This is a genomic window from Micromonospora tulbaghiae, assembly GCF_900091605.1.
Taxonomy (GTDB): Bacteria; Actinomycetota; Actinomycetes; order Mycobacteriales; family Micromonosporaceae; genus Micromonospora; species Micromonospora tulbaghiae.
Genome location: NZ_FMCQ01000009.1, coordinates 179,438 through 197,463 on the forward strand (window position 1 = coordinate 179,438; position 18,026 = coordinate 197,463).

At 70.0% G+C, this 18,026-nt stretch carries 17 protein-coding genes and 3 tRNA genes; all 20 read right to left on the minus strand.

The genetic code is table 11. The features are described from left to right. Window positions 1–73 precede the first annotated feature (73 nt). The 20 genes from rpsG to GA0070562_RS24480 all read right to left on the minus strand — a co-directional run bounded on the left by rpsG (window position 74) and on the right by GA0070562_RS24480 (window position 17,978). On the minus strand, window positions 74–544 hold the full coding sequence (gene rpsG / locus GA0070562_RS24385) for a 30S ribosomal protein S7 (protein WP_073828950.1): 471 nt from the start codon (window positions 542–544) through the stop codon (window positions 74–76). A 1-nt stretch (window position 545) separates the two neighbouring features. Then, the gene (rpsL, locus tag GA0070562_RS24390) at window positions 546–920 is read right to left on the minus strand and encodes a 30S ribosomal protein S12 (protein ID WP_007465318.1); all 375 of its coding nucleotides are present in this window, start codon (window positions 918–920) and stop codon (window positions 546–548) included. 499 nt (window positions 921–1,419) lie between these two features. After that, window positions 1,420–1,791: a hypothetical protein gene (locus GA0070562_RS30380; RefSeq protein WP_175438866.1), complete on the minus strand. Its 372-nt coding sequence runs from the start codon at window positions 1,789–1,791 to the stop codon at window positions 1,420–1,422. Between the two features lie 350 nt (window positions 1,792–2,141). Next, window positions 2,142–2,510: a hypothetical protein gene (locus GA0070562_RS24400; protein ID WP_175438857.1), complete on the minus strand. Its 369-nt coding sequence runs from the start codon at window positions 2,508–2,510 to the stop codon at window positions 2,142–2,144. A 116-nt stretch (window positions 2,511–2,626) separates the two neighbouring features. After that, window positions 2,627–6,514 carry a DNA-directed RNA polymerase subunit beta' gene (locus GA0070562_RS24405; protein WP_091426414.1) on the minus strand — a complete coding sequence of 1,296 codons (3,888 nt, stop codon included), beginning with the start codon at window positions 6,512–6,514 and terminating at the stop codon, window positions 2,627–2,629. Window positions 6,515–6,594: 80 nt separating this feature from the next. Beyond that, on the minus strand, window positions 6,595–10,026 hold the full coding sequence (gene rpoB / locus GA0070562_RS24410; protein ID WP_091426417.1) for a DNA-directed RNA polymerase subunit beta: 3,432 nt from the start codon (window positions 10,024–10,026) through the stop codon (window positions 6,595–6,597). Between the two features lie 577 nt (window positions 10,027–10,603). Further along, window positions 10,604–10,990, minus strand: a complete 387-nt coding sequence (gene rplL, locus GA0070562_RS24415; protein WP_091426420.1) for a 50S ribosomal protein L7/L12 — start codon at window positions 10,988–10,990, stop codon at window positions 10,604–10,606. Window positions 10,991–11,043: 53 nt separating this feature from the next. Next, window positions 11,044–11,589, minus strand: a complete 546-nt coding sequence (gene rplJ, locus GA0070562_RS24420) for a 50S ribosomal protein L10 (protein WP_091426421.1) — start codon at window positions 11,587–11,589, stop codon at window positions 11,044–11,046. Between the two features lie 316 nt (window positions 11,590–11,905). Then, complete coding sequence (locus GA0070562_RS24425; RefSeq protein WP_091426423.1) at window positions 11,906–12,595, minus strand: hypothetical protein; 690 nt, start codon at window positions 12,593–12,595, stop codon at window positions 11,906–11,908. Further along, window positions 12,592–13,479: an ATP-binding cassette domain-containing protein gene (locus GA0070562_RS24430; protein WP_091426425.1), complete on the minus strand. Its 888-nt coding sequence runs from the start codon at window positions 13,477–13,479 to the stop codon at window positions 12,592–12,594. Before GA0070562_RS24430 ends, GA0070562_RS24425 begins: the two co-directional genes overlap by 4 nt. An 82-nt stretch (window positions 13,480–13,561) precedes the next feature. Continuing rightward, window positions 13,562–14,278, minus strand: a complete 717-nt coding sequence (gene rplA, locus GA0070562_RS24435) for a 50S ribosomal protein L1 (protein WP_091426427.1) — start codon at window positions 14,276–14,278, stop codon at window positions 13,562–13,564. Between the two features lie 83 nt (window positions 14,279–14,361). Further along, window positions 14,362–14,793, minus strand: coding sequence for a 50S ribosomal protein L11 (rplK, locus tag GA0070562_RS24440; protein WP_013288647.1), 432 nt, complete (start codon window positions 14,791–14,793; stop codon window positions 14,362–14,364). A gap of 187 nt (window positions 14,794–14,980) precedes the next feature. Beyond that, window positions 14,981–15,703 carry a transcription termination/antitermination protein NusG gene (gene nusG, locus GA0070562_RS24445; RefSeq protein ID WP_091426429.1) on the minus strand — a complete coding sequence of 241 codons (723 nt, stop codon included), beginning with the start codon at window positions 15,701–15,703 and terminating at the stop codon, window positions 14,981–14,983. A 35-nt stretch (window positions 15,704–15,738) separates the two neighbouring features. Next, on the minus strand, window positions 15,739–16,131 hold the full coding sequence (gene secE / locus GA0070562_RS24450; protein WP_013288649.1) for a preprotein translocase subunit SecE: 393 nt from the start codon (window positions 16,129–16,131) through the stop codon (window positions 15,739–15,741). A 214-nt stretch (window positions 16,132–16,345) separates the two neighbouring features. Continuing rightward, window positions 16,346–16,418: transfer RNA gene (locus GA0070562_RS24455), tRNA-Trp, on the minus strand. Window positions 16,419–16,545: 127 nt separating this feature from the next. Next, window positions 16,546–16,938: a MaoC family dehydratase gene (locus GA0070562_RS24460; protein ID WP_091426432.1), complete on the minus strand. Its 393-nt coding sequence runs from the start codon at window positions 16,936–16,938 to the stop codon at window positions 16,546–16,548. A gap of 4 nt (window positions 16,939–16,942) precedes the next feature. Continuing rightward, on the minus strand, window positions 16,943–17,389 hold the full coding sequence (locus GA0070562_RS24465; protein WP_091426434.1) for a MaoC family dehydratase N-terminal domain-containing protein: 447 nt from the start codon (window positions 17,387–17,389) through the stop codon (window positions 16,943–16,945). A 121-nt stretch (window positions 17,390–17,510) separates the two neighbouring features. Then, window positions 17,511–17,678: a 50S ribosomal protein L33 gene (gene rpmG / locus GA0070562_RS24470; RefSeq protein WP_013288652.1), complete on the minus strand. Its 168-nt coding sequence runs from the start codon at window positions 17,676–17,678 to the stop codon at window positions 17,511–17,513. 129 nt (window positions 17,679–17,807) lie between these two features. Next, window positions 17,808–17,880, minus strand: a tRNA-Met gene (locus GA0070562_RS24475). Between the two features lie 25 nt (window positions 17,881–17,905). Beyond that, a tRNA-Thr gene (locus GA0070562_RS24480) sits at window positions 17,906–17,978 on the minus strand. Between the last annotated feature and the right edge of the window lie 48 nt (window positions 17,979–18,026).

Consider the following 18,026-nt stretch of genomic DNA (forward strand, 5'->3'; position numbering starts at 1 on the left):
AATCCCTACTTATCGTCGTCTCGACACAACTGGTGGCGGTTCCGGCGCCGGGCGGGCGCCGGAACCTCAGGTGTTACCAGCGGTAGTGCGCGAAGGCCTTGTTGGACTCGGCCATCTTGTGCGTGTCCTCACGCCGCTTGACGGCGGCGCCCAGGCCGTTGCTCGCGTCCAGCAGCTCGTTCATCAGCCGCTCGACCATGGTCTTCTCGCGCCGGGCCCGGGAGTAGGTCACCAGCCAGCGCAGACCGAGGGTGGTCGCGCGGGACGGCCGGACCTCGACCGGAACCTGGTAGGTGGCGCCACCGACACGGCGGCTGCGCACCTCGAGGGTCGGCTTGACGTTGTCCATCGCGCGCTTGAGCGTGACGACCGGGTCGGTGCCGGACTTCTCGCGGCAGCCCTCCAGGGCGGCGTACACGATGCGCTCGGCGAGCTGACGCTTACCGCGCATCAGGATCTTGTTCACCAGCTGGGTGACCAGGGGCGAGTTGTACACCGGGTCAGCGACCAGCGGCTTCCGCGGAGCGGGTCCCTTACGCGGCATGTCAGCTCTTCTCCTTCTTCGCGCCGTAGCGGCTGCGAGCCTGCTTGCGGTTGCGGACACCCTGGGTGTCCAGCGAACCGCGCACGATCTTGTACCGCACGCCGGGCAGGTCCTTCACACGGCCGCCACGCACGAGCACGATCGAGTGCTCCTGCAGGTTGTGGCCGACGCCCGGGATGTAGGCGGTCACCTCGATCTGGCTGCTGAGCTTGACACGAGCGACCTTGCGCAGCGCCGAGTTCGGCTTCTTCGGGGTGGTGGTGTACACACGGGTGCACACGCCGCGCCGCTGGGGAGACCCCTTGAGCGCCGGGGTCTTCGTCTTGGTCGTCTTGGCCTGACGGCCCTTTCGGACCAACTGCTGAATGGTGGGCACCGGGTTTCTCCGCTCCCTTCGGCCGCTGCGAGGCGACCGCGCCGTCTGCTCCAGCCGTCCGGATGGGCGGCTCTCTTACATTCCAACCGGGGCCGCCTGACGGAGCCCCAGCACCCGCGGTCGGGCGTGTCGCCCAAATCACGGTCCGGTGCCGGCCGCTGACGCGTCGTACCGGATGTTCTGGTCTTGGTGGTGCGACCGCGCGATCACCGGCTGACCGGTTCCAGCGCACGCACGCATTGCCCGGGCGAGCCCGGGCACAAGGGGAAAGAGTACCTACCACAGCCGCGCCGGTCAAAACGGATGGGTCGGGAAGGACCGCTCCGCGGTCCGCCGCCCGGTCTCCGGGTCGCCGATGCGCCAACGATGGGCACCTACAGTGACAAGTGTACCGGCCCGTCCGCCGAACGACCCGGCGGCCCCGACACCGCCCGGCCTTCGGGCACCCGGACATACCGCTCAACCCAGGTCACCGGCCACAGGCGTCGCGGCGAGGGCCTCACGTGATCTGCACCACCAGGGCCAGGGCGAGCCCGATCAGGCCGAACAGCACCCCCACCGCGCCGCAGGAGATCCCCGCGACGGCCAGGCGGGCGCCGGTGAACCGGACCGAGGGCGGCGGCGCCGGCCGCCGGATCTGCCGCCGGGCGAGCAGCCCGGCCACCACCGCGCCGACGCCGATCAGCCCGCCGAGCACGGTGAACGCGCCCGCCGCCCAGGCACCGCCGACGTTCCGGCCGGCGAGACCGACGCACAACACCAGCAGGGACACCCCGATCGCGGCGATGCCGGCGACGAGCGACCCGATGGCCAGACCCGAGGTGACCGGCGGCACGTCGAGGTGGACCACACCGAACGGCGTACCCGGCACCGCGTCGACCCGCTTCGGCGGCCGCGGCGCCTCGGCCGGCGGCGGCGGGAACGCCGGACCGCCGTGCGGACCCCAGCCGCCGTGGCCGGGCGCGCTCGCCGGCGCCGGCCACCCGCCGCCGTGCGCCGGCCGGTTCCCCGGGTACGCCCCGTACGGCACCGGCTGGTGCGCCGGCGCGGACGCGGGACCCGGCGGGTACGGCCCGCCGCGGGTCGGGTCGCCTCCCGGCGGAGCCGGTTCCGTCACGGGATCCTCCTGTCCACACGCGCCCGCCGCGCGACGGACACCGGCCAGGCTACCGTCGCCGATCACCGTCGGGTGGGCGGGCGCGGGCCCGCTCCCCCACCGGGTCAGTCGAAGTTCGGCGCGAAGTCGTGGCCGAACGAGGCGTCGGCGGCCCGGACCACACCGATCACCACCGCCGCGACCACGGCGGCGGCGGTCAGCACCAGTCCGGTCCGCGCCATCTGCTCGCCGCGCCGCAGCCAGTCCGCGCCGGTGAGATAACCACCCGAGGCGTACGCCTCCCGGCGCGCCTGCCGGGCCAGCATGAGCGCGACAGTGGCCGGCACCGCGCCGCCGAGGAACAGACCGGTGAGCGCGCCGATCAGCCCGAGCGCGAAGACGGCGCGGGCCTTGGTGGAGCGGACCGGCTCCGGATCGTGCGGATGGCGGTACGCCTGCGGCGCGACGGGCACCTGCCCGGGCACGGTCGTCATGCCCTCCATCATGCCCCGACCTGGCCGTCCATCCGGACGGAAGGCAGCCCGGTCCCGGCACTCCGGACGCGACGAGGCCCCCGGCAGATGCCGGGGGCCTCGTCGTCTTCTACTGCTTAGCGGTACGACCCGAAGTCGAAGTCGTCCAGCGGAACCGCCTGGCCGCTGGCCGGCCCGAAGCCGTAATCGGTCTCTGGGTATCCGGTCATCGAGTAGACCTTGGCCTTCGCCTCCTCGGTCGGCTCGACCCGGACGTTGCGGTACTTGCTGATGCCCGTACCGGCCGGGATGAGCTTACCGATGATCACGTTCTCCTTGAGGCCGATCAGCGAGTCGCTGCGGGCGTGGATCGCCGCGTCCGTCAGCACCCGGGTGGTCTCCTGGAAGGAGGCCGCCGACAGCCAGGAGTCAGTGGCAAGCGATGCCTTGGTGATACCCATCAGCACCGGGCGACCGGCGGCGGGCTCGCCACCCTCGCCGACGAGCCGGCGGTTCTCCGACTCGAACAGCGCCCGGTCGACCAGCACACCCGGCAGGAACTCGGTCGAGCCGGAGTCGATGACCGTCACCCGCTTGAGCATCTGGCGGATGATGATCTCGATGTGCTTGTCGTGGATGAGCACACCCTGCGAGCGGTAGACCTCCTGGACCTCCTGGGTCAGGTGGACCTGGACCGCGCGCGGGCCGAGGATGCGCAGCAGCTCGTGCGGGTCGATGGTGCCCTCGGTGAGCTTCTCGCCGACCTCGACGTGGTCGCCGTCGTGCGCCCGCAGCCGGACCCGCTTCGAGATCTTGTCGTAGACGATCTCGTCGCTGCCGTCGTCCGGGATGACCACGATCTTGCGGGACCGCTCGCCGTCCTCGATCCGGATGCGACCCGGGGTGTCGGCGATGGGCGCCTTACCCTTCGGCACCCGGGCCTCGAAGATCTCCTGGACACGGGGCAGACCCTGGGTGATGTCCTCACCCGCGACACCACCGGTGTGGAAGGTACGCATCGTCAGCTGCGTACCCGGCTCACCGATCGACTGGGCGGCGATGATGCCGACAGCCTCGCCGACGTCCACGGTCTTGCCGGTCGGCAGCGAGCGGCCGTAGCACGCACCACAGACGCCCAGCTTCGACTCGCAGGTGAGCACGCTGCGCACCCGCACCGTCTCCGTCCCGGCGGCGACGATCGCGTCGACCAGGATGGAGTTGATGTCCTGGCCGCGGTGGGCCACCACGGTGCCGTCCGGCCCCTTGATGTCGTCGGCCAGCGTCCGGGCGTGCACGCTGGTCTCGGCGTGCTCGTGCACGACGAGCTTGCCGTCGACCCGCTCACCGATCTGCATCGGGATGGCACGGTCGGTGCCGCAGTCCTCCTCGCGGATGATGACGTCCTGCGAGACGTCCACCAGACGCCGGGTCAGGTAACCCGAGTCGGCGGTACGCAGGGCGGTGTCCGCGAGACCCTTACGGGCACCGTGCGTGGAGATGAAGTACTCCAGCACGGACAGACCCTCCCGGTACGAGGCCTTGATCGGCCGCGGGATGATCTCGCCCTTCGGGTTGGCCACCAGACCACGGATCGCCGCGATCTGCCGGAGCTGGAGCAGGTTACCGCGGGCACCCGAGTTGATCATCTTCCACAGCGGGTTCTCCTGCGGCAGCGCGGTGTCCATCTCCTTGGCGACCTCGTTGGTCGCCTTGGTCCAGATCTCGATGAGCTCGCCGCGGCGCTCCTCGGCGGTCATCAGACCACGCTGGTACTGCTTGTCGATCCGGTCGGCTTCCTTCTCGTACCGCTCCAGGATCTCCCGCTTGCGCGGCGGAGCGATGACGTCCTCCATGCCGATGGTGACGCCGGACCAGGTGGCCCAGTGGAAGCCGGCCTCCTTGAGCCCGTCCAGGGTGGCCGCCAGGGCCACCTTCGGGAACCGCTCGGCGAGGTCGTTGACGATCGCGGAGAGCTGGCCCTTGCGGATCTCGTAGTTCACGAAGCGGTAGCCCGGGGGCAGCGTCTCGTTGAACAGGACCCGGCCCAGAGTGGTCTCCACCGTCACCGGCTCGCCCTCGGTCCAGCCCTCGGCGGGGGTCCAGGGCTCGGCGCCGGCGCCGTTGTCCACACCGACGACGTCGCGCAGCCGGATCCGGACCGGCGCCTGCAGGTGCAGCTCGCCGTTGTCGTACGCCATCCGCGCCTCGGCGTCCGAGCTGAACGCCCGGCCCTCGCCCTTGCCTCCCGGAGTGAGGTGGGTGAGGTGGTAGAGACCGATGACCATGTCCTGGGTCGGCATGGTGACCGGCTTGCCGTCGGCCGGCTTGAGGATGTTGTTCGACGACAGCATCAGGATCCGCGCCTCGGCCTGGGCCTCGGCGGACAGCGGCACGTGGACCGCCATCTGGTCACCGTCGAAGTCGGCGTTGAACGCGGTGCAGACCAGCGGGTGGATCTGGATGGCCTTGCCCTCGACCAGCTGCGGCTCGAAGGCCTGGATGCCCAGACGGTGCAGGGTCGGCGCGCGGTTCAGCAGAACCGGGTGCTCGCCGATGACCTCTTCCAGCACGTCCCACACGACCGGCCGCTGCCGCTCGACCATCCGCTTGGCGGACTTGATGTTCTGCGCGTGGTTGAGGTCCACCAGCCGCTTCATCACGAACGGCTTGAACAGCTCCAGCGCCATCTGCTTGGGCAGGCCGCACTGGTGCAGCTTGAGCTTCGGGCCGACCACGATGACCGAACGGCCGGAGTAGTCGACGCGCTTGCCCAGCAGGTTCTGGCGGAACCGGCCCTGCTTGCCCTTGAGCATGTCGGACAGCGACTTGAGCGGCCGGTTACCCGGGCCGGTGACCGGACGACCGCGACGGCCGTTGTCGAACAGCGCGTCGACGGCCTCCTGGAGCATCCGCTTCTCGTTGTTGACGATGATCTCGGGCGCGCCGAGGTCGATCAGCCGCTTGAGGCGGTTGTTCCGGTTGATCACACGCCGGTACAGGTCGTTCAGGTCGGAGGTCGCGAAGCGGCCACCGTCGAGCTGCACCATCGGGCGCAGGTCCGGCGGGATGACCGGGACGCAGTCCAGCACCATGCCGAGCGGCGAGTTCCGGGTGTTCTGGAACGCCGCGACGACCTTGAGCCGCTTGAGCGCACGGATCTTCCGCTGGCCCTTGCCGGAGCGGATGGTCTCGCGCAGGCTCTCAGCCTCGGCCCCCAGGTCCATGTTCTGGACCAGGGCCTTGATCGCCTCGGCGCCCATGCTGCCGGTGAAGTACTCACCGAAGCGGTCGCGCAGCTCGCGGTAGAGCAGCTCGTCGGTGACCAGCTGCTTCGGCTCCAGCTTGCGGAAGGTGTCGAGAACCTCGTCGAGGCGGTCGATCTCGCGCTGGGCCCGGTCGCGGATCTGGCGCATCTCGCGCTCTCCGCCCTCCTTGACCTTGCGCCGGACGTCCGCCTTCGCGCCCTCGGCCTCCAGCTCGGCCAGGTCGGCCTCCAGCTTGGCGGCCCGCTTCTCGATCTCCGAGTCGCGGCTGTTCTCGGCCTGCCGCTTCTCGGCCAGGATCTCGTTCTCGATGGTCGAGAGGTCGCGGTGACGCGCTTCGGCGTCCACGCTCGTCACGACGTACGAGGCGAAGTAGATGATCTTTTCGAGGTCCTTCGGGGCGAGGTCCAGCAGGTAGCCCAGCCGGCTCGGCACGCCCTTGAAGTACCAGATGTGGGTCACCGGAGCGGCAAGCTCGATGTGACCCATCCGCTCCCGGCGAACCTTGGAGCGGGTCACCTCGACGCCGCAGCGCTCGCAGATGATGCCCTTGAAGCGGACCCGCTTGTACTTACCGCAGTAGCACTCCCAGTCCCGCTGCGGACCGAAGATCTTCTCGCAGAAGAGCCCGTCCTTCTCCGGCTTGAGGGTGCGGTAGTTGATGGTCTCGGGCTTCTTGACCTCGCCGTGGGACCACTGACGGATGTCGTCAGCAGTGGCGAGGCCGATGCGCAGCTCGTCGAAGAAGTTGACGTCGAGCACTATGTCCCCTATGTCGTCGTCTGTACTGCTAGCTAACGAGTGGGATCCGGGGCAGGGTGACCCTGCCCCGGATCACCACCTCAGACCTCTTCGACCGAGCTCGGCTCGCGCCGGGACAGGTCGATGCCCAGCTCCTCCGCCGCCCGGAACACCTCGTCGTCGGTCTCGCGCATCTCCAGGGCCACACCGTCGCTGGAGAGCACCTCGACGTTGAGGCACAGCGACTGCAGCTCCTTGAGCAGCACCTTGAACGACTCCGGGATGCCCGGCTCGGGGATGTTCTCGCCCTTGACGATCGCCTCGTAGACCTTGACCCGGCCCAGGACGTCGTCGGACTTGATGGTCAGCAGCTCCTGCAGGGCGTAGGCGGCGCCGTACGCCTGCATGGCCCAGCACTCCATCTCACCGAAGCGCTGGCCACCGAACTGTGCCTTACCACCCAGCGGCTGCTGGGTGATCATCGAGTACGGACCGGTCGAACGGGCGTGGATCTTGTCGTCGACCAGGTGGTTGAGCTTCAGGATGTAGACGTAGCCGACCGCGATCGGGTCCGGCAACGGCTCACCGGAGCGACCGTCGAACAGTTGCGCCTTACCCGTGCGCCCGATCAGCTGCTTGCCGTCCCGGTTGGGCAGGGTCGACGCGAGCAGACCGGAGATCTCCTCCTCGCGGGCACCGTCGAAGACCGGGGTGGCCACGTTGGTGTCCGGCTCGGACTCGTGCGCCTCGATCGAGCGGAGCTGACGCTTCCACTCCTCGTCGTCGCCGTCCACGCTCCAGCCGGTCTTGGCCACCCACCCGAGGTGGGTCTCCAGGACCTGGCCGATGTTCATCCGGGACGGCACACCGAGCGGGTTCAGCACGATGTCGACCGGGGTGCCGTCCTCCAGGAACGGCATGTCCTCGATCGGCAGGATCTTGGAGATGACGCCCTTGTTGCCGTGGCGGCCCGCGAGCTTGTCACCGTCCTGGATCTTGCGCTTCTGGGCCACGTAGACCCGCACCAGCTCGTTGACGCCCGGGGGCAGCTCGTCGCCGTCCTCGCGGGAGAAGGTACGCACACCGATGACCGTGCCGGTCTCGCCGTGCGGCACCTTCAGCGAGGTGTCCCGGACCTCGCGCGCCTTCTCGCCGAAGATCGCGCGGAGCAGCCGCTCCTCGGGGGTCAGCTCGGTCTCGCCCTTCGGCGTGACCTTGCCGACCAGGATGTCGCCGGGGACGACCTCGGCGCCGATCCGGATGATGCCGCGCTCGTCGAGGTCGGCGAGCATCTCCTCGCTGACGTTCGGGATGTCGCGGGTGATCTCCTCCGGGCCCAGCTTGGTGTCCCGGGCGTCGACCTCGTGCTCCTCGATGTGGATCGAGGTGAGCACGTCCTGCTGCACGAGGCGCTGCGACAGGATGATCGCGTCCTCGTAGTTGTGGCCCTCCCAGCACATGAACGCCACCAGCAGGTTGCGTCCGAGCGCCATCTCGCCCTCGTCGGTGCACGGACCGTCGGCGATGACCTGGCCGGCCTCGACGCGGTCACCCTCGAAGACGACCGGCTTCTGGTTGACGCAGGAGCCGGCGTTGGAGCGGCGGAACTTGTGCAGCAGGTACGTCCGGCGGTGGCCGTCGTCCTGGTGGACCGTGATGTAGTCCGCGCAGAGGTCCTCGACCACACCGCCGACCTCGGCCACGACCACGTCGCCGGCGTCCACGGCCGCCCGGTACTCCATGCCCGTACCGACCAGCGGGGCCTCGGCCTTGACCAGCGGCACCGCCTGACGCTGCATGTTCGCGCCCATGAGCGCGCGGTTCGCGTCGTCGTGCTCCAGGAACGGGATCATCGCGGTGGCGACCGAGGTCATCTGCCGCGGCGACACGTCCATGTAGTCCACGGCGCCCGGCGCGACGTCCTCGGTCTCGCCGCCCTTACGGCGGACCAGGACGCGGTCCTCGGCGAAGGTGCCGTCCGACTTCAGCGGGGCGTTGGCCTGCGCCTTGACGAACCGGTCCTCCTCGTCCGCGGTCAGGTAGTCGATCTGGTCGGTGACCCGGCCGTCGATGACCTTCCGGTACGGCGTCTCGATGAAGCCGAACGGGTTGACCCGGGCGAACGTGGACAGCGCGCCGATCAGGCCGATGTTCGGGCCTTCCGGCGTCTCGATCGGGCACATCCGGCCGTAGTGGGACGGGTGCACGTCCCGGACCTCGAAGCCGGCCCGCTCGCGGGACAGACCGCCCGGGCCGAGCGCGCTCAGCCGGCGCCGGTGGGTCAGGCCCGCCAGCGGGTTGGTCTGGTCCATGAACTGGGACAGCTGCGACGTGCCGAAGAACTCCTTGATCGCCGCCACCACCGGGCGGATGTTGATCAGGGTCTGCGGCGTGATCGCCTCGACGTCCTGGGTGGTCATCCGCTCGCGGACGACCCGCTCCATCCGGGAGAGACCCACCCGGACCTGGTTCTGGATCAGCTCGCCCACGGTACGCAGGCGACGGTTGCCGAAGTGGTCGATGTCGTCGGCCTCGTAGCCCTCCTCACCGGCGTGCAGCCGGCAGAGGTACTCCACGGTGGCGACGATGTCGTCCTCGGTCAGCGTGCCGGTGGTGATCGGTACGTCGACCTCGAGCTTCTTGTTGAACTTGTAACGCCCGACCTTGGCGACGTCGTACCGCTTCGGGTTGAAGAAGAGGTTGTCGAGCAGGGTCTGGGCGTTCTCACGGGTCGGCGGCTCGCCAGGGCGGAGCTTCCGGTAGATGTCGAGCAGGGCTTCGTCCTGCCCGGCGATGTGGTCCTTCTCGAGCGTGGTCATCATCAGCTCGGACCAGCCGAACTTCTCGCGGATGCGCTCCGCGGACCACCCGATGGCCTTGAGCAGGACGGTGACGGCCTGCCGGCGCTTGCGGTCGATGCGAACGCCGACCGTGTCGCGCTTGTCGATGTCGAACTCCAGCCAGGCACCCCGGCTCGGGATGACCTTGACGCTGGAGAGGTCGCGGTCGGAGGTCTTGTCCGGCTGCTTGTCGAAGTAGACGCCCGGCGAGCGGACGAGCTGGCTGACCACGACGCGCTCGGTGCCGTTGATGATGAAGGTGCCCTTCGGCGTCATCATCGGGAAGTCACCCATGAACACCGTCTGGCTCTTGATCTCGCCAGTGGTGTTGTTGGTGAACTCCGCGGTCACGAACAGCGGCGCGCAGTAGGTCAGGTCCTTCTCCTTGCACTCCTCGATCGAGGCCTTGACCTCGTCGAAGCGCGGAGCCGAGAAGGAGAGCGACATGGTGCCGGAGAAGTCCTCAATGGGACTGATCTCGTCGAGGATCTCCGCGAGACCCGAGCGTGCGTGCGGGTCGTCCGCCGACCGGCCCTGCCAAGCCTCGTTGCCGACGAGCCAGTCGAAGGACTCGTTCTGGATGGCGAGGAGGTTGGGGACCTCGAGGTGTTCGGTGATCCGACCGAAAGAAACTCGGCGGGGCGCGAATGCGCTCGACGTACGACTGGTCTTCGCAGGGCGGGAAGCTGCCAAGATGCGTCCTTCCGAGGACCGGTGCTGCAGAACGGCTGGTACGCGTGCACTCCAATGACCCCACCAGAAATATCCACAATCGGACATTTCCGAGCAGGGGTCAAGTCGGAAGGCAGCGCAAACTAGCAGTGTAGCCGAGAGGCTAACCGCTGTCCAGCCCACCCCGCAGGTCGTCGCGGAACAAGCCCTGGGACCTCGGAAAACCGGGTCGACCGGGCCGCTCGGAACGCGACGCTCCTGCCGGTCCGCTCGGGCGCCGTGGCGACGGTGCTGCCGTTGCCCTTACCCGAGAGTCGGCCGTTGCAAGCGCGGAAGGTCTTGCTGATGTTCAGCGTGCCTGGCAGGCCCGTGCCGCGTCAAGGGCCGGTTACCGCTCGGGGTGTCTTTCCCACCGACGGGGTACCGACAGACGTCGCTGACCGGCCGATGAGAGGACGCTGTACGCCCTGCTCACGCCGTTCGCCGGCGGGTGGCACCAACACGGCGGGCGGCGACCCGGTCCCCCGGATCACCGCCCGCCGCGACGCGGTGTGCCCCGGCTCACGTGAGCCGGACGCGCGTCAGGTCAACCGCAAGGTCACTTGAGGGTGACCTTGGCGCCCTCGCCCTCGAGCTTGGCCTTGGCCTTCTCGGCGGTCTCCTTGTTGGCCTTCTCCAGGATGGCCTTCGGAGCGGCCTCGACCAGGTCCTTGGCCTCCTTGAGGCCCAGGCCGGTCAGCTCGCGCACGACCTTGATGACCTGGATCTTCTTGCCACCGTCGGCGTCGAGGATGACGTCGAACTCGTCCTTCTCCGGCTCGGCCTCGGCGGCCGGGGCACCCGGACCGGCAGCGCCGGCGACGGCGACCGGAGCGGCCGCGGTGACCTCGAAGGTCTCCTCGAACTGCTTCACGAACTCGGAGAGCTCGATCAGCGTCATCTCCTTGAACGCGTCGAGCAGCTCGTCAGTGCTGAGCTTCGCCATGTCTGGCGTCCTTTCTCAAGTGAAAACTAAGAACGTGGGTGCGCCGGGTGGCCTCAGGCCGCCTCGGCGCCCTCCTTCTCGCGCTTGTCCTGCAGGGCGGCCGCCAGACGCGCGGTCTTGGCGAGCGGAGCCTGGAACAGGGCCGCGGCCTTGCTCAGGTTGCCCTTCATGGCGCCGGCCAGCTTGGCCAGCAGCACCTCGCGGGACTCCAGGTCGGCGAGCTTCGTGACCTCGGCCGCGGAAATGGCCTTGCCCTCGAAGACACCGCCCTTGATGACGAGCTTCGGGTTGGCCTTCGCGAAGTCGCGAAGCCCTTTCGCCGCCTCGACGACGTCGCCCGAAACGAAAGTCAGCGCGGTAGGACCGGAGAACAGCTCGTCGAGGCCGGAGATGCCCGCATCGGCCGCGGCACGCTTGGCCAGCGTGTTCTTCGCGACCGTGTAGCTGGTCTCCTTGCCGAGCGAGCGCCGCAGCTGGGTGAGCTGCGAAACCGTGAGCCCGCGGTACTCGGTCAGCACGGTCGCTCCCGCGGTGCGGAAGCTCTCGGTCAGCTCGGCGACGGCCGTGGCCTTGTCGGCCCGGATCGGCTTGTCCGCCATGTCCCTCCTCTCTCGTTGCTCGGAGCTGGTACGCCGGCGGCGAGCCGAGGCTCGACGACGGCGGCGGAGGCATCACGACAACGAAAAAGCCCCGGCGCAGGGCGCACGGGGCGAGGGCCGGGGACACGGGCACAGTCGGCGGACCGTGCGTGACACCGAGTTTCGCTTACCGCCCTGCGCGGGTCGTCCGTCGTCGCGGGACCTTCGACCGTGCCGGAGCACGGTGACCAGCGGTCTTTGGGTGGAACTACCGCACCAGGTTACGCGACGTGCGCCGCAGCACCAAATCGCCGGTTGTGCCCCCGGTCACCAGGGCTCACGCCCGGGTGCGCCGCGCCCAGGCGTAGCCGGTCAGCGCCACCGCCGTCCACGCCACCGCCCAGCCGGTGAGCAGCAGACCGGCCCCGGCCGCGACCGGCCCGGTGACCGCCCGCGCCGTCGCCATGACCGGCGGGACCACCCACGGCGCGACCGAGCCGGAGAGCCCGAGCACCACGATCCCGACCGCGCCGGTGACCAGAACGGCCACCCCGTAGCCGGCACTGCGGGTCACGGCCCGGCTCGCCAGCGCGCCCAGCGCCACCGCCGCGGGCAGGGCGAGCAGGTGGGCCCAGAGCCCGAGCGCCACCCCGACCAGCACCGGCCGCTCCCCCGGCCCCACGGTCGCGGTGACCCCGCCGAGCGGCCACGGCAGCACCAGCGCAACGACCACCACGGCGAGCCCGGCCACCAGCGCCGCGAGCAACCCGGCCGCCCGTTCCCGGGCCGGCCCGACCACCACCCGGGCCAACCGGCGCTGAACGTCGGGTTCCACGTCCAGCAGGATCTTGGTCTGCCAGGCCAGCACCGGGAACAGCACCACGGCGGAGACGCCGTAGGCCTCCGCCGGCCGGGCCCGGCCGCCGCCGTAGAGGACGCCGAGGACGAGCAGGCCGGCCAGCAGCGGCGCCAGCGCCCGTCCGGTACGCAGGAAGCCGGTCAGCCGCAGGCGGGCCAGCGCGATCACCGGGCCGCCTCCGACGCCGGCCCGGGCCCGGCGGAGTCCTCGGCCCCAGCACCGGCCTGGTCCGGGGAACCAGCGGCGGACTCGCCGACCGACCCGCCGGTGCCCGACGGGCCTGCGGAGGCCGGCACCGGGTGCGTGGCCGGGGGCGGGACGGCGTGTTCGCGTACCCGAAGGATCTGGTGGCCCTCGGCGCGCAGGCGGGTGACGGCGGCGGCCAGCCCGGCGGCCGGCACCGCCAGCTCGACCACGGCGACGGCCGCGCCGCCGGACGTCGCCTCCTCGGTCACCGTGCCGTCGGTGACCGACAGGTGCCGGGCGCCCGGGAGCCGGACCGTCTCGCCCCGGTGGTCGCTGACCAGCACCGTGCCACCGCCGGCCAGCACCTCGCCGATGATCTCGGGGACGGACTCGCGGGCGGTGGCGTCCAGCCCCTCCCACGGCTCGTCGAGCACCAGCAGGCCGGGCGGGCGCAGCAGCGCCTGCGCCAGGCCGACCTTCTGCGCGGTGCCCTTGGACAAGCGCGGCAGGCGGACGTCGTGGAAGCGGGTCAGGCCCAGCCGCTCCACCCAGTGGCGCACCGCCCGGTCGGCGGCGGGGCCGGGCAGGCCGGCGACGCGGCCCATGGCGGACAGGTAGGCCCCGACGGTGAACGGCTGGTCGGCGGGGAAGCGCTCCGGCACCCAGCCGACGACCGGCGGCCGGTCGGCCACCCGGCCCCGGCTCGGGCGCAGCACCCCGGCGGCGAGCTGGAGCAGAGTGGACTTGCCGGCGCCGTTGCGGCCGAGCACGACCGCGACCTCGGCGGGACCGATCGCGACGTCGACCTGCCGCAGCACCCACGGGCCCTGCCTGTGGTAGCGGAGCCAGACGCCGTCGAGCCGCATGCGCCCGAGAGTGCCACACCGGACGGACGAACGGGGCCCCGCCACCACGTGGTGGCGGGGCCCCGTTCGGGAGTACGCGTGCTCAGCCCTCGGCCGAGCCCTCCTGGAAGTTCTTCACGACCTTCGGGTCGACCGGAACGCCCGGGCCCATGGTGGTGGTGAGGGTGACCTTCCTGAGGTACGTGCCCTTGGCCGCGGACGGCTTGGCCCGCAGCACCTCGTCCAGCACCGCGGCGTAGTTGTCCACCAGCTGGGTCTCCGAGAAGGAGGCCTTGCCGATGATCAGGTGCAGGTTCGAGTGCTTGTCCACCCGGAAGGTGATCTTACCGCCCTTGATGTCCGAGACGGCCTTGGTGACGTCCATGGTCACGGTGCCGGTCTTCGGGTTCGGCATCAGACCGCGCGGGCCCAGGATCCGCGCGATCCGGCCGATCTTGGCCATCTGGTCGGGCGTGGCGATCGCCGCGTCGAAGTCCAGCCAACCGCCCTGGATGCGGGCGACCAGCTCGTCGGTGCCCACCTCGTCCGCACCCGCGGCGACGGCCTCCTCGGCCTTCGCGCCGGCGGCGAAGACGATCACGCGGGCGGTCTTGCCGGTGCCGTGCGGCAGGTTGACCGTGCCGCGGACCATCTGGTCCGCCTTGCGGGGGTCGACGCCGAGGCGCATCGCGACCTCGACCGTGGCGTCGAACTTGGTGTTGGTGGTGTCCTTGGCCAGCTTGACGGCCTCGACCGGGGTGTAGAGCTTCGACCGGTCGATGACGTCCGCGGCCTTGCGGTAGCTCTTGCTGCGCTGCATTTCTGGTAACTCCTGTGGTCTCTGGCGGGCGCGCGTCACTCGCGGCCCTCCCACGAACAGATCGGGTGGAGCGGGTACCGAGGTCAGTCGGCGACGGTCAGGCCCATCGACCGGGCGGTGCCGGCGATGATCTTCTCGGCCTGGTCGATGTCGTTGGCGTTGAGGTCCGCCATCTTCTTCTCGGCGATCTCACGCAGCTGGGCGCGGGTGACCGAGCCGACCTTCTCCTTGTGCGGGACGCCCGAGCCCTTCTGCACGCCGGCGGCCTTGATCAGCAGCCGGGCGGCGGGCGGGGTCTTCAGCACGAAGGTGAACGTGCGGTCCTCGTAGACGCTGATCTCGGCGGGGACGATGTCGCCCCGCTGGGACTCGGTCTGCGCGTTGTAGGACTTGCAGAACTCCATGATGTTCACGCCGTGCTGGCCGAGCGCGGGGCCGACCGGCGGCGCCGGAGTGGCCTGGCCCGCCGGCAGCTGAAGCGTGAACGTCTTGACGAGCTTCTTCTTCGGAGGCATGTCTCTTCCTGGGGCTTGGAACTGGGATTCTCGCCGGTCCGCGGGCGCGCACGGTCAGCACGGTGCGGACAGCCGACGTTCTAGGGTAGCGCAGCCGTCGGCCACCCTCCGCGCCGAGGTCGGCGGGTGGCGAAACGGCGCACCGGCGGCCACCCCCGGAGGGGCGGGCCGCCGGTGCCGACGTACGTCAGATCTTGGCGACCTGGTTGAAGTTCAGCTCGACCGGCGTCTCCCGGCCGAAGATCGACACCAGCACCTTGAGCTTCTGCTGATCGGCATTGATCTCGCTGATCGTCGCCGGCAGCGACGCGAACGCGCCGTCGGTGACGGTGACCGAGTCGCCGACCTCGAAGTCGAGGACCCGGACCTCGGGCTTGGCCTTCTTCTGCTCGGTCTCGACCGCCGGGGCCAGCCACTTGAGCACCTCGTCGAGGCTCAGCGGCGCCGGCCGGTCGGCCCGGTCGGTCGCGCCGACGAAGCCGGTGACCCCCGGGGTGTTCCGGACGCAGGAGTAGGACTCGGCGGTCAGCTCCATCCGGACCAGGATGTAACCCGGGAAGACCTTCGCCTGCACCTGCGACCGCTTGCCGTTCTTGACCTCGACCTCTTCCCGGGTCGGCACCTCGACCTGGTAGATGAAGTCCTCCATGTCGAGGGAGGTGATCCGGGTCTCGAGGTTGGTCTTGACCTTGTTCTCGTAGCCGGCGTACGAGTGCACCACGTACCAGTCGCCGGGCGCGTAGCGCAGCTTCTGGCGCAGCTCGGCGACCGGGTCGAAGTCCTCGTCCGGGGCCGGCTCGGTGGTCGGGAACTCCGGCTCGCTGGCGGCCTCGACCGACTCGTTGTTGGCCGCCGTCGCCACCGCGGACTGCTCGTCCGGGGTTCCGGCGGTCTCGTCGTACTCAGGCACGCTCGCTCACTTCCGTCAGTATCGCTGTCCGCAGGTCAGCTGGACTCGCCGAAGACCCACAGCACCGCCTTGGCGAAGCCGTAGTCCAGGCCGGCCACGATCGCCAGCATCACCGCCACGAAGGTGACCACCACGGCCGTGTAGGTCAGCAGCTCCTTGCGGGTCGGCCAGATGACCTTACGCAGCTCGGCCACGACCTCGCGGAAGAACCGCGCGATGCGGGCGAACAGCCCGATCCGCTCGGTGTCCTTGCGGGTCTTCCGGCCCTCGGCCGGCTCGGCCTGCGCCCGCTTGCGGGTCGCGGTGCCACCCCGGGCGACCGGTTCGTCCGCGTCGGTGGCGTCGTCGTCGGCCACGTCGTCGACGGTCGCGTCGTCGTTCAGACGCTCGTCGCCGTCGTCCTCGCCGCGGCGCTTGCTCTCGGCCACTTCGCCCTCCGTGCGGGATATGGGGTCGCACGCCGGACGGCGTACGCGGCGTGTTGGTCACGCCGGCCGGACCAACCGTCCCGCGACGGGCCGCGGCCGGCGGACCGGCCGGGAGGGCCCGAACGCCTCGGAACCACCCCACCGGTGCCACCACCACGGGCCGGACGCCACCGGTGAGGGCGGCGCGACCCACGGAACGGTCAGGCCTGAGGCGCAGGGGTGACAGGACTTGAACCTGCAGCCTGCGGTTTTGGAGACCGCTGCTCTGCCAATTGAGCTACACCCCTGTGCGGCAACTCACCTCCGCCCGGACATGCTGTGCCGAGCGGGGGTCACTTGCCCCACGGCGGACCAGTGTACGGGTAGTCGTGCGACTTTCCCAACCGGTCTGCCCCTCGCGCGTCGGGCGGGCCCTCAGCGCGTCGCGCGGATCAGTGCCCGGGCCTGCGACAGCACCTTCTCACCCTGGCAGGTGGCGGTGATGTCCAGCCTGGTCAGGCCCTCTTCGGTGACCTCCTTGACCACCGCGGACACCTCGATCTCGGTGCCCTCGTCGGTGTCCGGGACGACCACCGGGCGGGTGAACCGGACGCCGAAGTCGACCACCGCGTCCGGCGCGCCGGCCCAGCCGGCCACCGCCCGGCCGACCAGGGCCATGGTGAACATGCCGTGGGCGATGACGCCCGGCAGCCCGACGCCGGTGGCGGTGCGGTCGCTCCAGTGGATCGGGTTGAAGTCGCCCGAGGCGCCCGCGTAGCGGACCAGGTCCGCGCGGGTCACCCGGTACGTCTGGGTGGGCAGTTCCATGTCCTCAGGCCTCCCCGCGTACGACGATCTTGGACCACACGGCGACCACCGGCTCACCGTCCACGGTGCTCACATCCGTGCGGGTGGTCAGAAAACCGTGACCGCCCCGGCTGGTGACCTCCTCGATGGTGCTCACGCACACCAGCTCGTCCCCGGCCACCACCGGCCGGGTGTACGCGAACCGCTGGTCGCCGTGCACCACGCGGCTGTAGTCGACGCCGAGCGCCGGATCCTCGACGATCTGCCGGCTCGCCGCCATCGTGACGACCACCGGGAACGTCGGCGGCGCCACCACGTCGGAGTGGCCGAGCGACCGGGCCGCCTCCGGATCGTGGTGGACCGGGTCGGTCGCGCCGACGGCGGCGGCGAACTCGCGGATCTTTTCTCGGCCCACCTGATAGGGGGCGGTCGGCGGGTACGTCCGGCCGACGAAGGACGGGTCCAGGGACATGCCGCCGAACCTACACGGAAAACACGAACGCCGATCCGCCCGGTCGGGCGACCCGGAGGCCACCCGTCAGGGCGAATCGGCGTTCGAGAAAGCTGGGGCGGGCCGGCTGCGCCGGTCGCGGTCAGCGGGTCTCGCGGTGGACGGTGTGCTTGCCGTCCCGGGGGCAGAACTTCTTCAGCTCGATGCGGTCCGGGTCGTTACGGCGGTTCTTGCGCGTGATGTAGTTGCGCTCCTTGCACTCCACACACGCCAGAGTGATCTTCGGCCGAACATCGGTCGCCTTCGCCACGGCGGAGTGCCTTCCTCGCTCACGGAACAACTACAGCGCGTCAGCCTACGCGCTGACGACGCGGACATGCAAAGTGGGCGCCTGTGGCGCCCGTCCCACCGACCACCGGGTTTGCCCGGAGGACGAGAGTAGCGGTGGCCGGACTTGAACCGGCGACACAGCGATTATGAGCCGCTTGCTCTGCCATCTGAGCTACACCGCCGTGGCGGGTCCAGCCGGACCCTCTGAGCCCCCTTACGGAATCGAACCGTAGACCTTCTCCTTACCATGGAGACGCTCTGCCGACTGAGCTAAGGGGGCCTGCTCGATCACCCCGGGGGGTGTCGCGCAGGGGAAACAGTACACGAC

Bases quoted from the DNA above. Each gene is read 5' to 3' on its own strand.
- rpsG (WP_073828950.1), bottom strand. From the start codon at position 544: ATGCCGCGTAAGGGACCCGCTCCGCGGAAGCCGCTGGTCGCTGACCCG.
- GA0070562_RS24400 (WP_175438857.1), bottom strand. From the start codon at position 2,510: ATGACGACCGTGCCCGGGCAGGTGCCCGTCGCGCCGCAGGCGTACCGC.
- rplL (WP_091426420.1), bottom strand. From the start codon at position 10,990: ATGGCGAAGCTCAGCACTGACGAGCTGCTCGACGCGTTCAAGGAGATG.
- rplJ (WP_091426421.1), bottom strand. From the start codon at position 11,589: ATGGCGGACAAGCCGATCCGGGCCGACAAGGCCACGGCCGTCGCCGAG.
- GA0070562_RS24430 (WP_091426425.1), bottom strand. From the start codon at position 13,479: ATGCGGCTCGACGGCGTCTGGCTCCGCTACCACAGGCAGGGCCCGTGG.
- rplA (WP_091426427.1), bottom strand. From the start codon at position 14,278: ATGCAGCGCAGCAAGAGCTACCGCAAGGCCGCGGACGTCATCGACCGG.
- rplK (WP_013288647.1), bottom strand. From the start codon at position 14,793: ATGCCTCCGAAGAAGAAGCTCGTCAAGACGTTCACGCTTCAGCTGCCG.
- GA0070562_RS24460 (WP_091426432.1), bottom strand. From the start codon at position 16,938: ATGGAACTGCCCACCCAGACGTACCGGGTGACCCGCGCGGACCTGGTC.
- GA0070562_RS24465 (WP_091426434.1), bottom strand. From the start codon at position 17,389: ATGTCCCTGGACCCGTCCTTCGTCGGCCGGACGTACCCGCCGACCGCC.